We start from the raw sequence: 17004 nt of genomic DNA, 5'->3' as shown, positions 1-17004 counted from the left end.
TTGTGCAACAGATTCTGAAGAATTCCAAAACACACAAAAAGATAGATTCTTTTTTATGCAGCAGGAGATCAGATTTTTGGGAGGGATCATATGAGAAAGAAATGGAAATCGCGGCTGAGGCAGGGGACGGCAGTCCTTCTTGCGGCTGCTATGGCGGCCGAGGGCGGTATGCCGGCATACGGTTATATCAAACCGAAAAGCGGCAGGCAGACCGTAGCCGGAAATGACGGAACAGGGATCAGTGAGACGGAAGACTGGATCGAAACATTTCCGAACGGTGTCTTTGCGTTTAAAGACAATGCAGTTTACTTAAAAGAGGGAGATAAAAAGGAAAAGAAGCTCACGGTGTACCGTCTCGGTGGCCGGGCTGGGGAGGCAACTGCCCATATCGCACTGACACCTGCCGCGGCAGAGATGGAGGAAGAGGGAGAAGAATTAAACACCGCGAACGCAGTGAGCTGGAACGATGTGAAGCTTAGGGTGGAGGATCCGGTCGGTACCGAATGGATCGCGACTTCGAGCTCTGCGGAGGCGGCAAGAGTGACCTACACGGAGCTTGACACAGAAGCGGAGGACCCGTTTGGCACCTTATTCGTTGACCTTACCTTTGCGGATGGTGAGTGGGTAAAGGATATCCTGATCTTTGCAGTGGACGATGATGAGCATGAGGCAGAGGAATTCCTTCTGGCTATGATCTATGACGCCTCCGGGGCGGAATTTAACGACTCCGCAAACCGTCTGACGGTATGCGTTACCGATAATGAAGAAGCGATCGACAGTGAGATCGGCTTTGAAGTGTCGGACCTCCGTGTGGACCGGTCAGAGGGACAGGCACAGCTTGTCTTAAAACGCACCGGCGGTATCCAGTATGTGAGCCAGGTGGATTATTACACAGAGGATGGAACTGCGGAAGCCGGAAAAGACTATGTGAAGGCAGAAGGCAGCACCGGATTCGCAGGCGGGATCGATACGACGACGATCACCGTGGAGCTGATCAATGACGGGGAAGCTTCTCTTGATGAGGCGGACGACGTGACATTTACGGTCCATCTGAAGAATCCGAAGGCGGCGACACTGGCGGACGGTGGGGATACCATCGAAGTTTCCCTTTATAATACGAACAGTGCCGACAGGAAAAATCTTGCGACGCTGACCTACCTTCCGGATGCGGAGGACGCGTCAGACCGTCTTGTGATGAGTGATGAGGCACTTGCTCCGGCAGAGGGAGATACCGTTCTGGCAGAGGTTGTTGAGAACGACGGGGAAACGGTGGAAGCACTCGATATTACGCCGGTTCTCGGTGACGCAGAGAGCCAGCCGATGACACGGACATTCCTCTACGGGGACGCGCTCCAGTTTGGAAGCAATCAAGGAGCCTGGAAGCAGTATGCCCGGATCGCCGGTTCGGCTCCTGGGGCATCTGACGATGTAAATGGATACGCAAACGCGGACTCCAGACGGAAGGAGGGAGCAGGAGGCTCCAACTGGTACTGGAAGTACGGAAGGTATGTGGATTCCGGTACAGATAGGGATAGAACAAATTTCACATTTTCCGACAACGGATGGAAGATCGCAACAAACAATACGATCTACGCGAGACTCTATATCGATCATCTGTACGATAAATATGAGTCGCTCTATGTGGACAGTGACTATACATCCCACAAAAAAGCGGGAAAATACAATGCGACCTTTGCTTATGTCGGAAACCTGAATGATGAGTATCCGAAGGATATGGCCTATGGTGACGGACAGGACAATGCAAAAAGGTTTCTCAGAAATGAAGCCGCGGACAGCAATGTCATGTTCCGGAATGATGGTACCTTTATCTCGGAAAATTCCGGAAATTATAAGAGAAAAGCATTCTATCTCGGCGGACAGGCCGGATGCGGAAGTGATGCGAGGACATCAAACACGAAAACAACCGTAAACCTGTGGCAGGCAGTGACAAGCGGAAGTGTGTCATATGATACACTGAAAAACTACAATTATCTGTACATGCGTGTTGAGTCCCAGGCAAACAAGAACATTACCGGAAGACAGCAGATCAGGAATGCGTATTTAAAACGAAATGCGTTTACGGACAACCCGATCCTCCGGATCCATACGGCGGATGACCAGATGCTGGACGATCTTCGCAATTTTGGTTCCGATGCAAAGAGCGAAGCAGCGGATCAGTTTATCCGGAAGAAGCTTGCCCCGTCCGTCAGGATCGAGGACGGCGGTACGGATGAATGGGGAAATCTGTACGTAGGCAGCCGGCTGAAGTTGATGGAAAACAGCCAGAGCGGCATCTATAAGTTCCATGACACGGTACGCCTGATCGACTGCCGGAGCCAGAAGATCGTGAATACGGCAATGCCGGATGGAAAGTCAGCGTCGATCACTTTACTGCGGAACGACAATAAGCTGACAAACAGAAATGATAATTACTATGTGGACGTTCCGTTAGACAGAACGCAGAATTTCGTCTTAAACTTTTCCGCCTCCATCGATAAGGACAATGACGGAAATAAGACGGCTGAGGAATATGAGTCCACAAAGTCCGGTCTGGAGAGCATGCTGAAAAATGCAACGATCACCCAGGGCGTGTACGATAAGAATCTCACAGAAGGGACCCATAAATATTATAAGGACCGGACGGTTGCCTTGGAAGGTCTTACAGTAAAGGATAATACCTTCTTTCTGGCCGGTGTGAAGAACTTAAAGTCCGTCAATTTCCATCTGAAGCATGACGATGTGATCCTGTTCAATGGTGAACTGTATCAGGGCGACGAGGAGATCCCGGTAAGTCTTGCGGAGCTTTCCATGCAAACTCTGGAATTCCAGTTTTACGATTACACCGTTCTTGGACATGTACGCACGATGGAGATCGGCAGCATCGCGGAGGCGGCTCTTTATGTAGACTATAATGAGAACGGAAAGGTCGATGTTAAGCTGAATCCGGAGACAGGTCTCTATGAACTGGAGGAGGTTGACGGAAAGACAGATCTCTTAGTTCAGGCACTTGTGGACGACAGCTATGATATCGGAACCCTTGAACCGGTGGTCATCAAAGGAGAGACGTATAACCAGCTGGTATTTGTCCGCTACAATATGATCCCGCGCTGTTTGAGAGTTCCGCCGGGAGCTTCTGCGGATGAGACCTGCAAGATCGTTCCGAACTTTACGACGATCGTGACGAACGAGGAGCAGAAGTCACGTCTCACAAAGGAAATGCAGTCTTATCGCCAGATCAACGGCGGCGATACGATGACACAGAAGGTCTATACGGAGAAAGCTTCGGTAGGCTATGTTTCCTTCCCACTTGGCGGTGATTATAATCCGGCAGAGTATACCGGAAACACGGCAGACAGTAAAAATGCATATGCCTGGAATCCGGAGTGGCACGGAGCACTCTTAAAGGCTTTTGAGAACCCGGGCGAGATCCGGCTGGATGATACGATGATGACCACGGACCAGTATCCGGCGGCAACGGGGAAAGACCAGATCAATGCGTATCTCGGAAGCTTTCATGGAAATGATACATATGCGCTGACGATCCTCTACCGGGATCAGCTGGAAAATTCCAGACTCGGAAGCTTTTATGCGAGACCGTCCAAGGGATCCTTCTCCTTCAATCAGGATGAGATGCCGGTGGTAGGGGTGGACTCGAATATCACGCAGTCCGGTCAGGGCTCAAATCTCTCAAAGACAGATCCGAAGATCAAGCTTCCGAACCTGAACCTTGGTTTTGGCCCGGCGGAGCTGATTATGGATGGTGATACCGTCGGATTTTCCATCGGTATTCCGCTTTATAGTAAGAAGACGGAAACCGAGTATGTGGAGAAGGGAAACAATCTTCCGAATTCCAAGGAAACGCCGAAGATCGAGAAGATCAGTAAGACAAAGACGGGAAATACCTTTACGGAATCCAGAGACGCATTAAATGACATGAAGAATGCGGTTGGATTTGGAGAAAAGGGAGAAAACGCGATCTCCCAGCTTCGCGACGCGGCAAGCAGGAAATCGAATACCCAGACAACCGGAACATACGGTACGAACTATGTTAAACCACAGGGAAAGACCAGTGAGAAAGGCTTTGATCTTGCCCTCAATATGACCTTCCTGTGGAAATACAGCCAGATCAGCAACAAGTTTGAATTCCAGCAGGCCGCATTCCTTCTGGCGGCGGGCGGTTCTGTGAAGATGACGGTCTATCCGGAGCCTGTCCATATTGTATATGTATTTGTTGTATTTGGCGCAGATCTTGAAGTCCAGACAGGGCTGGAGGTCGAGGAGTATACAAAGGCGGATGGCACAAGGGGAAGTAAGGTGATCTTCTCCGGTGTTGAGATCAGCCCGACAGTCTATATCGAGGCAGGCGGCGGTGTCGGTGTGGAGGTCGCAAATGTAGAGCTTTACCTGAAGTTCTCTGTGGCGATCGCGGCATCCTTTGGAACAAAAGACGCGGCAGCGAGCTTTGATAAATTTGTAACGACCGGTGCAGTCGGTATGAGGATCACACTTCTTTTCTTAAGCTATGAGATGGATCTCATCGGCTATGAGACTGGCTATGATAAGAACCGGTCCGATGACGGAGCGAACACATGGTTCTTCCGCTGGCATGCGCTTGGAGAGAATTTCGGCGGCGGGACAAGAAGTCTCATAAGATCGAGAAAGAGCATCGACGATGCCTACGAGGAACGTGGAATCCATATCCTGTGGCCGGAGGATCGGGAATACGACCAGTGGATCTATGCGCCGGAGGACAATCTTCCTGATCCGTCCTCAAGAGCGATCCAGTTAGATGATATGCCGTTTGAGGTCAGCGGTTTCGGTTCTTCCGCCAGTGCCTATAAGCTGGCAGAAAATCTTGGAAGTGGTACAAGATACCAGCTTCTCACCTGGACGGATGCAGACGGGGAAGATCATAACTACCTGCTCTATGTGATCAGCAAGGATTTGACTGACAGCAATGAGGACCGCGATCACAATATGCAGGACAGCAAGCTTGTCCTTTCAGAGCTTGTATCAAAATCGAAAGCAGGAAATACGGGGCTTGGTCTTGTAAATCCGTTTGAACCGGATGGCAGTGAGCTGTATGTCGTTGTAGACAAAAATCTCAGAACTCCGGATGCAGCGGGGGATCTGGACTTTTACGGTTCTGTTGACAAGGACGGAACGCTCCATGTTTCATGGGTGAGCTATAAGGGAACAGGTCTGCTCCCGAAGGATGCGTCCCCGTCCAATGCAGCTTATCTCATGAGCCGGAATACGGTTGTGAAAACAACGAAGATTCAGCTCGGCGGAACTTTGGAAGATGAGAATGGTCGTGTAACAGAGACCGTACGGGAGTGGAAAGCAAGCGATTCCAACGGCTATTGCTTCCAGCCGGTTTCCGCAGGTGACGATCTTGTGGTATTCTCCGAGGTCCATCCGTACGATGCGAATGCACTTGAAGAGCGGAAAAATGCGTATGACGAGTACTTCAATACCCGGGACGGCGAGACAATCGACAAAGATCACACGGAAGGAAGTGGGGATCCGCACGCGGCGGCAAATGCGGCGGTCAACTACGATATCGACCGTGTATACGGAGATTATTCGTTCTTAAACTTTGCAGTAGCAAGCCCATCCGATGCCTCCAGAGACTGGAAGGTCTATGTGGCAAGCCCGTCCAATGCATGGAAGCAGAATCACACGAGAATCGACAGCATCGTGATGCGGAAGGCAGAAGGCGAAGGTGTTTACTACCTTGCATACAGCACGACAGGCACACAGGTGGATGGAGACAGCGAGAAGAGCAATGTAAAGCAGCTCTTCCTGCAGAAGGTAACGTTTGATCCGGATGGCGGTGTACCGGAAATCGGCACGCCGGTTCTTCTGTACACACTGGTGGATAACGATAAGGATTCAACAAAAGATGGAAGCTACAGCGGCGGAAGCCTTGTGGAATCCTTCGAAAATCCGTATTTTACGAACTTAAACTTCCTTCATGGGGCGCTTCACATGTCCGATGATGGAACGACGCCGGAGGTGGAAGATTTCTTCCTGTTCGGCATGAACGGAAATACGTATGTGATTGATGAGCGTGGTGTGGAGACACTTTTGAATGGCAACGGCACTGTATCTGTGAAGCCATTCTTTACCCCGTCGACCTATCAGGATTCCGACGGAACCGTGCGCCAGGAAGCCGATGTCCGCTCCGATGTGATCATTGGGGCAGACGGAGATGGAAATATTTCAGCAGTTTATACGGATACTGTTCCGGATACGGTCAATAATGCGCTGTATATCAGCCGTTATGACGCAAAGGTCAAAACCTGGGGCGCGCCGGTGATGCTGGCGATGAACCACATGCAGGTCTATGAGGATACTGCAGGAAGCGGACTGGATCATGAGACGATCCGGGACTACTATTTCGATGAAACTCATAAGGGCGGCATGGACCGGTTTATCTTTGCGGCACCATCGATCGCTCTCGGACAGAAAAAGTCCGTGGCAGTGATCACTCCGGATACAGGAGATGATGAAAACGGCGGCATGGCGGGACAGACAGCAGCCGGCAGTGATGACGGCGATGTGGCCGATGTTTTACAGGATGCGAAAGAGGCAACTCTTCTTATCGTGACAAAGGGTACATTGACGGAACTTACTAAGGCGAAACCGTATAAGAACCGTGAAGGTAAAGAGGTAACGGAGATCATCCCGGCGACAAGAAACGGCCGCATGGCATATGATACCGGTTATTACGCGATTTCCTACGGAATCGGAAACCAGAAGATCGGGGAAGCTTCCCTGAAATTTGACTCCTACAATTTCGTGGAGGGCGCATGCCTGACACCACAGATCTCTTTCCGGAACAGCGGAGATACGGCGATCCGTGCGAGCAAGGACAACCCTGCAACCATCAGACTTATGGCAGCGAAGCTTAATGAGGATGGTTCCGTAAACGGAGAGGCGAAGGAGCTCATGAGCTGGACGGTGAAGGAGAATATCCTCGCAGGCGCGAAGGCAGATACCTCGGAGCTTGTGGATACGTCCGGTCTGAAATCCCAGACGAAAGCACTTCCGGCAGGAATCGATGAGATGACCCTGTACTTTACGATCTCGGAGGATCAGAGCTATTTCCATGAAAACGCGTTCTCCTGGAGCTCGGTCGGAACGGCAAATGCAAGCTATTTTGTCGGAAAAAAACCGGAGCTTGGCTTTGGCTATCTGAAGGTCGGAGCGGAAGGTCACACGACGATCACGACAAGAAGCCGGACAAGAGCCGCGGGAGAGCCGACGGTTGAGGTTTATGCGGATATGCAGATCAACAATACCGGTACAGAATCCGCAGATGGTCTGAAGATCAAGGTCGAGTATTCGAAGATCGAGAAGACAGGCGGTGTTGAGGAGACGGTCTGGTATCCGGTCGATACAGAGGGAGAAGCCCTGATCGCCGGACCGGAGTGGAAGCTTGACAAGGCAACCTCTCTCTTCAGCCTCTTTAGAAGGAGTGCCGGCAGCGATGGAATCTTTACTCTGAAGGATAAGGACGGAGATGTGGTCAAGACTCTGAGCGCAAGATCCGCGATCAACGTGACAGGAACCATGAAGCTTCCGGTTTCCTGCTACGATGAGAAGGACCCGACAAAGTCCATGAATCTCAGATTTACGATTCTTGCCGGGAACGAGAAAGAGGGCTATGAGTACACAACCGACAATAACAGCCTTTACAGAAGTCTGGAGCCGGTCAGCCTCTTTGAGGTTCCGGATACCTTAAACCTGATTCTTGGAAATACCGTGGAGATCCCGGTGGGAATCAGCAATACAAGAGTGACGGAGGAACCGTCCGTGACGGTCCGTGAGGTCAGTGGTGCTGACGGAAGTGAGGAGAAGTATCTTGGAAGTCTCTTCTACAATGCGGATACAAAGAAGCTTACCATCACACCGGAGAAGACGGGAACAGGAATCATCCGTATTGCAGATCTGAAAACAGGCTCGTTTACCGATATGGCATTCGCTGTCAACACAGAGGGTGTCAACATCGTGACAACAAACCCTGCACTGACATTCAAGGATGGAACGGAACCGTTCCGGGATGAGACCTCCTACAGCACCTTCACAGATGTATTCCCGTACATGAGAGACACCTGTAAGGGATATCAGAATGGAACATTTACATTCGAAACCTTTGCGGACAACATGGATCTCTACTTTAAAGGAAAGGTAAAGGTTGCGATCCGCGGAAATGATTTCGGCTTTATCGAGACGGAATATGAGAGCGACAGCTTCTTCAATCCGGTTGCGGTGAACTTTGGAAACCATGAACTGAAAAAGTGCAAGGTGGAAGTCACAGTCACCGGTGAGATGACAGAATTCGATAAATATGTGGAATTTTATGGACCGCGGGGACTTGATTCCGATAAGAATCTTCAGGAGGAGATTGAAAAGAATAAGGATACGGCGAAGCCGTTGATCCTGTATGGAAAGAGTATCCCGAAAGCCGGCACGGTAAAGACCGGTGAGACGATCCTGTTCCCGGTATGGTTTGCGGACAATACGGGAATCCAGGCAGCGACGATTGACGGAAAGACAGCCGATCTCGTATCTAATACCGGAAACCGGCTTGCGAAATCTGAGCTTTCGATCAATAAGAACGGAACGTATCAGATCCTTGTCCGCGATGCGGCGGGACTTGAGACGATGGAGACGCTGCAGGTCGACTGGTTTGATGAGAATGGAACACTCACGAATGGTTCCTGGCCGGACGGCACCGTGAAGATCACGGATAAGGACGGAAAGGAACCGGCAGCCGGAGAAAAGCTGGATGAGGGCAATGCGTATCTTGTATACACAAGCTCGAATGCAACCGATGCTGCAGAGGTATCTGAGCTGGAGCTTTCTTCTAAAAAATCGATCACCGAGAAGCAGGTTTTGGCTGAGCAGGAGGACTCATATCAGTTTGCGCTTGCGAAAAATGGTCTGTATATTGTCCGGTCCACAAATGGTGAGGGACTTACGCAGCTGCAGATCATTCCTGTGGCAGACATCGATCTTGAGAAACCGGTTGTAAATGTCATGTGGATCAAGAAAGACGGCGAAGATAAGGTCTACATGGAAGTGGTCGCTCCGGACGCTGAGGAAGAGGAGAAAAAGGTTACCTGGGAACTTGTACAGAGCGACAATTCGGATGGAGGTGCGGATGAGATCCGGTTGCGTCAGAGCAATGCTCCGACGTATTATATCCAAGATTACATCAAGATTCCGGATGAGGTCAAAAATTATTTTATTCTCAGGGCAACGACCGCTGACGGAAAGAAAACGGCACAGAAAGTTTATGATAACCAGGCGAAGCTTCGAAACATCGAATTTTCGTCAACAGGTCTCACCTGGGGAACCGAGTTCACACCAGAGATCACAAGCTATCGCATCAATGTAGGAAAGGATCGGGACGGAAATCCTGTGATCCCACAGATTGAGAATGCGGAAAGCCTGACAGGACGGGGAACCGTTACGATCCGTCAGGCAGAAGCTTCCCAGGATAAGCGGACAGCAGAGATCACGGTGGAAGAAAACGGACAGACCAGAACCTACACGTTCCGCTTTACCGTAGATGGCTGTACCTGTGGATTTGACGGACTTACGATCGCCGGGGAAGAAGAGCAGACGATCGAGACGGATAAAGACACCGTGGAGATCCCGCTGAACCCGAAGGCAAAGCGGAAGACCTGTGATGTTGCCGGACATATGGCAGCGCCGCTGACTTACACGTATGAGATTCTCTCCGGTGCGGATATCGCGTCTGTGGATCAGGATACGGGAATCCTCACGGTGAAGGATCAGGGCAATGTGAGAGTGAAGGTCACAGCGACAGGTGCTTTTGCGGGCAGCATGTCGGAGGAGAAGGAATTTCATGTGACGAAGCTCTGCGAGGCGAAGGTTGTGAACCATCATGGCGGAACTATAACGCAGGAGAGCCAGGTATTGAAGAAAGGGGAGATATTTGAATCAGAGGCATCCGAAGGAAAGGGCTTTGTATTCCTCGGGTGGAGAATTGCCGGAACAGACGGAAATTATCTGAGCACGGATAAGAAGCTCGCAATGACCATGGAACAGTCCACAGAGCTGGAAGCAGTCTTCCGGGATGTGGAAGATCCGACCGGTGCGCTGATACTCGGGGAGAATTCCTGGAAGTCATTCTTAAATAAAGTGAGCTTCGGCCTGCTGTTTAAGGAAAATGTGGAAGTTGAGATTATTGCGGATGACAACGACCATGTGGCATCCATCGAGCACTACGAGTACAAAGTTCCGGGAGCGGACGGAAAAGAAGTGACGGGACTCACGAAGGAAGAGCTGGCGAACGTGGAATGGAAAGACTGGGCATGGGCTGACATTGAAGCGGACAGCAAGTCCATCGTCTATGCGAAGATCACGGATGATGCAGGAAATTATATTATCATCAACAGCCAGGGAATCATCGTGGACAGCACCGGGCCGAAGATTGAGCAGATCTCGGCGAGCCGGTGGACTCTGACCCCGTATGAGATCGGCATCCGTATTTTAGATGATCTGACAGATGTTGCGAAAGTGACATATCAGGAATACGATCAAAAAGAGCAGGATCTGGAGCTTGAGGATGACGGAACTGCTGAAATCACCCTGTATCATGCAGGAAAATACAATGTAGTATTTAGAGCGTGGGATGAGACAGGAAATGAGAGTATGCTTACGATTCCGGTAGAACTTACGCAGGGCAGAAGCGGTGGATCAGCAAAAGAGCGCAATTCTGCGGCAGGGTCTGGAAATGGAACGGTCCGCAGAAAGAGACTCATGAAGATGGACGGCACGCTGGCGCGCAATGAGTGGGTATTTAAGAACGGTCACTGGTATTACGGTGACGCAGACGGATACACCCACATCGGATGGCTGCTCGACGCATCCGGACGCTGGTACTATCTGGACCCGGATGGAAGAATGGCGACAGGCTGGAGATCCGTGAACGGAAAGTGGTATTATCTGGATGCGGACGGAAGAATGGCGACAGGCTGGAGATCTGTGAACGGAAAGTGGTACTATCTGAATGAGAACGGAGATATGGCAGCGGGCTGGATCTTTGTGAACGGACGCTGGTACTATCTGAACGCGGACGGAGATATGGCGATCGGCTGGATCCTTGTGGACGGAGTCTGGTATTACCTGAATCCGACGGCAGGAGTCCTTGATCCGAACGGAAATCTGATACCGGAAGGCGCAATGTATGTAAGTGCAGTGACGCCGGATGGTTACCGCGTCGGAGTATCCGGGGCGCTGATCGGAAGATAACAGACAGCGGCAGGTATCTAAAATGATACCTGCCGCTGTTTTTGCTGTACTTGATCTAAGTTCGATAAGACCCCACTTCTTTCAGGTGGTGAATAACAGCAAATTCGTCTCAGCGGGAACCGGTTTCCGACTGAGACGAATTTGTATTTAGAAGCTTATGGAGTGTGGATTACAACCGGCACTTATTGACACGCTTGGAAGAAAGCTCTTCCACCTTCTTTAACGTCTTCGCCAGATTCGGATCCACATATTCCTCTTTTTCAAGGTTTTTCTGAGCTGTGGAAAGCATCAGCTTGATACGGTTTAACTGGTTTACCTCGCTTGCGCCCGGATCATAGTCGACGGCGATGATGTTGGCCTTGGGGTTCGCGTAGCGAAGCTCCTTGATAACACCTTTTCCGACGATGTGGTTCGGCAGGCAGCCGAAAGGCTGAACGCAGACGATGTTGTTGACACCGCTCTTGATGAGCTCCAACATCTCACCGGTCAGGAACCAGCCCTCACCGGTCTGGTTTCCGAGGGAGACAAAGCCGTTTGCCATCACTGCCAGCTCCTTGATCCTTGAAGGCGGAGTGAAGTGAGTGCTCTTTTCGAGAGCGATCCTTGCGGCCTTTCTCATGTACTCGAGAAGGGAGATCGCCATGTTGCAGAGGTGCGCCGTGGAGCGCTTTGTGCCGAGGTTATCTGCCTTGAAGTTGCTGTTGTAGAAGCAGTAAAGCAGGAAATCCATGAGATCCGGCATGACTGCCTCAGCGCCCTCGGACTCTAAGAGCTCCACAATGTGGTTGTTGGCGGTCGGCGAGAATTTCACGAGGATCTCTCCGACGATGCCGACCTTCGGCTTGTGGACGCTCGTGCGCTCTAAGTTATCGAAGTCGTGGATGATGCCGCGGATATTCTTCACGAAGGTCATCATTCCGGCGCTCTTTGTGGAGAGTGCTTTGACACAGATCTTCTTCCACTTCTCATGGAGAGCATTTGCGGAGCCAGGAACGGCCTCGTAAGGTCTTGTAGCGTAGAGAACACGCATAAATACATCACCGTATACAACAGCCTGAAGAGCCTTCACAAGCATGGACGGCGTGTAGGTGAAGCCTGGGTTCGTCTCCATACCGTTCGCGTTGATGGAGATGACCGGAATCTGCGCCATACCGGCTTTTTCCAAAGCGCGGCGGATAAATCCGATGTAGTTTGATGCACGGCAGCCGCCTCCGGTCTGGCTCATGAGGACGGCCGTGTGGTCGAGATCATACTTTCCGGACAGCAGGGCATCCATGATCTGTCCGATGACGATCAGGGACGGGTAGCAGGCGTCATTGTTTACATATTTTAATCCCGTATCCACGGCTGTCTTGTCATCGTTCTGGAGAACGACGAGGTTGTAGCCGAAGCTGCGGATCGCCGGTTCGATGAGCTCGAAGTGGATCGGGGACATCTGCGGGCAGAGCAGCGTGTAGTTCTTTTTCATCTCCCTCGTGAAGATCACACGGTTGTAGGAGCTGGACACGATATTTCTCGTGTAGCGGCGCTCCTCGCGGACACGCAGGGCAGAGATGAGGGAACGGATACGGATCCTTGCGGCTCCGAGGTTGTTGACCTCATCGATCTTTAAGACCGTATAGATCTTACCGGATCGGGTGAGAATATCACTGACCTGATCGGTGGTCACGGCGTCGAGACCGCAGCCGAAGGAATTTAGCTGGACGAGATCCAGGTTATCCTGTGTCTTTACAAAGGTCGCCGCCGCATAGAGGCGGGAGTGGTACATCCACTGGTCGGTAACGACGAGCGGGCGCTCCACCTTTCCTAAATGGGATACGGAGTCCTCGGTCAGGACTGCAAAGCCGTAGGAGGTGATCATGTCGGCGATGCCGTGGTTGATCTCCGGATCGATGTGGTACGGACGTCCGGCGAGAACGATTCCGTGTTTTCCGGTATCTTTTAAGTACTGTAAGACTTCCTCGCCTTTCTTTTCCACATCGCTTCTTGCCTGGCTCAGTTCATCCCAGGCTTTCTTTGCGGCTTTCTTTGTCTCAGACTCCGGAATGTCAAATTCCTGTTTGAAGACTTCCTGCAGCTTTTTCGAGAGGATCTCCTCACTTGTGAACGCCATGAACGGATTTAAGAACTTCACGTTCTTTTCCTTCAGCTCTTCCATGTTGTTCTTGATGTTCTCCGAGTAGGAGGTTACCATTGGGCAGTTATAGTGGTTTCCGGCACCCGGAACTTCTTTCCGCTCGTACGGGATACACGGATAGAAGATAAACGGAACATCTCGCTTGATCAGCCAGGAAATATGGCCGTGGGCAAGCTTTGCCGGGTAACATTCGGACTCACTCGGGATCGTCTCGATGCCCAGCTCATAGATCTGGTGGCTGGACTGCGGGGACAGCATCACGCGGAAGCCGAGTTCCTTAAAGAAAGTCGCCCAGTACGGGAAGTTCTCGTACATGTTGAGGACACGCGGGATCCCGACAACGCCTCTTGTCGCCTTGTCGGCGGTCAGCGGCTCATAGTCGAAGATCCTGTGGTATTTCCAGGTGAACAGGTTCGGAATATCGCGTTTTGCTTTTTCCACACCGAGTCCGCGCTCACAGCGGTTTCCGGAAACGTACTGGCGGCCGCCCTCAAAGCGGTTGATCGTCAGGACGCAGTGGTTCACGCATCCGCGGCAGCGGCTCATGGTAGTCGTATAGGTTAAATTGATAATGTCATCAAGGGAGAGCATTGTCGTCTGATGAGGGCGGTGCATATAGCGCTCACGGGCGATGAGAGCAGCTCCGAAGGCACCCATGATACCTGCGATATCCGGGCGGACGGCATTGCAGCCGGAGATCCGCTCGAAGCTTCGGAGGACTGCGTCATTGTAGAAGGTTCCTCCCTGCACAACGACGTTCTTTCCGAGGTCGCCGGCGGAAGTGATCTTGATGACCTTAAACAGGGCATTCTTGATAACAGAGTAGGCGAGACCGGCGGAGATATCCGCAACGGAAGCGCCCTCTTTCTGCGCCTGCTTTACGTTGGAGTTCATGAATACGGTACATCTCGTTCCGAGATCCACCGGGTTCTGGGCAAACAGGGCTGCCTTTGCGAAATCCTGAACGCTGTAGTTTAAGGATTTTGCGAAGGTCTCGATGAAGGAACCGCAGCCGGAGGAACATGCCTCGTTGAGCTGGACACTGTCCACGGTGCCGTCCTTGATGCGGATGCATTTCATATCCTGACCACCGATATCGAGGATGCAGTCTACGGACGGATCGAAGAATGCCGCCGCGTAGTAGTGGGAGATCGTCTCGACCTCGCCCTCATCCAGCATGAAGGCCGCCTTTAAGAGGGCCTCGCCGTAGCCGGTGGAGCAGGAGTAGGCGATTTTCGCGCTGTCCGGAAGCAGGGATTTGATCTCTTTTATGGAAGAGATTGCGGTCGCCAACGGGCTTCCGTTGTTGCTGCTGTAAAAGCTGTAGAGCAGGGAACCGTCCTCGCCGACGAGTGCCACCTTCGTTGTGGTGGAACCGGCATCGATTCCCAGGAATACATTTCCCTCATAGGTGGAGAGATCACCGCGGCGGACCTTGTACTGGTCATGGCGGTCGGTGAATTCCTTATAATCCGCCTCATCCTTAAATAAAGGCTGCATTCTCTTTACTTCGAATTTCATCTTGATGCCGCCGGAGAGATCTGCGATCAGCCTGTCAAGAGAGAAGACCTCCGCGTGATCCTTCGCGTTCATGGCAGCGCCGACGGCAGCAAAAAGATGGGAGTGGTCCGGGGCGATGATCGCGTCACCGGTTAAATTTAAGGTGCGGATAAAGGCGTTTCGAAGTTCCGGTAAAAAGTGCAGCGGTCCACCGAGGAACGCTACATTTCCGCGGATCGGTTTTCCGCAGGCAAGACCGCTGATGGTCTGGTTTACAACCGCCTGAAAAATGGAGGCGGCAAGGTCCTCGCGGGTCGCGCCGTCATTGATCAGCGGCTGGATATCGGACTTTGCGAATACGCCGCAGCGGGCAGCGATCGGGTAGATCGCCTTATAATTTTTTGCATATTCATTCAGACCGGAAGCATCCGTCTGTAATAAGGAAGCCATCTGGTCGATAAAGGAACCGGTACCGCCGGCGCAGATTCCGTTCATACGCTGGTCGATTCCGCCTGTAAAGTAGATGATCTTCGCGTCCTCGCCGCCAAGCTCGATGGCGACATCCGTCCGCGGAGCGTAGTCCTGAAGTGCGGTCGCGACCGCTACGACTTCCTGGACAAATGGAATATGTAAGTAACCCGACAGAGTGAGTCCGCCGGAACCTGTAATATTGGGCCGTAAAGAGAGTTCACCGAGTTCTCCCTTACACTTTTTCAGAAGCGAGGCCAGGGTTTCCTGGATATTGGCGTAATGCCGCTCATAATCCGCGAATAAGATTTTGTTGTTGTCGTCGATCACGGCAACCTTTACTGTAGTGGAACCGATATCGATTCCAAGACGATAACATTGATTCATACGAGCGGGGAGTTCTCCCCATACCTCCTTTTCAACAGAAAAAAACGAGCCGTCCGCGAAACGCAGGCAGCCAGTCGGAATGTGGGCATAAACATGCCTTCGACAAAATTCCACGCATAGTATAACACAATAAATAAGGAAATACAATTGACGGAATGGGGATGTGGGGGCCTAAAATAGTTAAATTTCTGTAAAGATTGCGCAAAGATTTAATGTTGGGGCGTTGTTGGCGAGAGGGACGCGGTGTATAAATGATTTGACAAAAGAAACGGTTGGGAATTATAATACGGGGCGTAGGAAAATGGAAGAGCGAACGGGATATTCGCATTTTTCGCAGAAGAAAGGAAATACAGAATGAATCTGATGAACAAATTGGAACGGAAATTCGGACGGTACGCGATCCCGAATCTCATGTATTATATCGTGATCCTGTATGCGGTCGGAGTCCTGGTCCAGATGATGGCACCGGCATTCTACATTCAGTATCTGATGCTGGATGCGAGAGCGATCCTTCATGGACAGATCTGGAGGATCATCACATTTATGATCTGGCCGCCGTCTACGAGCCTTTTTTTCAACCTGATCGCGATCTACCTTTACTACAATCTGGGAATGACTCTGGAGCGGGTTTGGGGAACCTTCCGGTTTAATGTGTACTTTTTTATGGGTGTGATCGGTCATGTCCTTGCGGCACTGCTGATCTACATCATCACAGGGCAGGTCTATATTCTCACCACAGATTATCTGAACTTTTCCCTGTTTTTTGCATTTGCGGCCACATTCCCGGAAATGCAGTTTTACCTGCTTTTTGTACTTCCGATCAAGGCGAAGTATCTGGCACTTTTTGATGGACTCTACTTCGTCTATGGATTCCTTTTCGGCGGCATGTCGCAGAGAATTGCGATCGTTATGTCTTTACTTAATTTTATTGTATACCTCTTCATGTCCAGGGGGAGCCGTCTGAATCCGAAAGAGATCAGAAGAAAGCAGGTTTTTCACTCACAGATGCGCGAGGCGCAGAAGACAGCAGCGAAGATCGGACGCCATCGCTGTGCGGTCTGCGGACGGACGGAGGAGGATGATCCGAATCTGGTATTCCGCTACTGTTCCAAGTGTGAAGGCGACTATGAATATTGTCAGGACCATCTGTATACCCATAAGCATGTGACAAAGGGCGGGATGGATCCAAGACAGGCTAACAGCAATCAGGAGGCATAATA

Annotated in this window: 3 protein-coding genes; 2 read left to right on the top strand and 1 reads right to left on the bottom strand. The window is 51.2% G+C overall.

Annotated elements, in window-relative coordinates; genetic code table 11:
* The first annotated feature begins 90 nt into the window (after positions 1-90).
* Positions 91-11292 carry a Calx-beta domain-containing protein gene (locus tag FN001_RS12115; protein WP_142411998.1) on the top strand — a complete coding sequence of 3734 codons (11202 nt, stop codon included), beginning with the start codon at positions 91-93 and terminating at the stop codon, positions 11290-11292.
* A 169-nt stretch (positions 11293-11461) separates the two neighbouring features.
* Here the strand turns inward: FN001_RS12115 and FN001_RS12110 are convergent, their stop codons facing one another.
* Positions 11462-15784 carry a 2-hydroxyacyl-CoA dehydratase gene (locus tag FN001_RS12110; protein WP_142411997.1) on the bottom strand — a complete coding sequence of 1441 codons (4323 nt, stop codon included), beginning with the start codon at positions 15782-15784 and terminating at the stop codon, positions 11462-11464.
* A 354-nt stretch (positions 15785-16138) separates the two neighbouring features.
* On the opposite strand from FN001_RS12110, the gene FN001_RS12105 reads away from it, so the two are divergent.
* Positions 16139-17002 carry a rhomboid family intramembrane serine protease gene (locus FN001_RS12105; protein ID WP_142411996.1) on the top strand — a complete coding sequence of 288 codons (864 nt, stop codon included), beginning with the start codon at positions 16139-16141 and terminating at the stop codon, positions 17000-17002.
* The last annotated feature ends 2 nt before the right edge of the window (positions 17003-17004 follow it).

The sequence above is a fragment of the Clostridium sp. Marseille-P7770 genome, from assembly GCF_902143525.1.
Classification (GTDB): domain Bacteria; phylum Bacillota; class Clostridia; order Lachnospirales; family Lachnospiraceae; genus Pilosibacter.
Note: the sequence above shows the minus strand (reverse complement) of the source record. Positions and strands in the feature narration are given on the sequence as shown.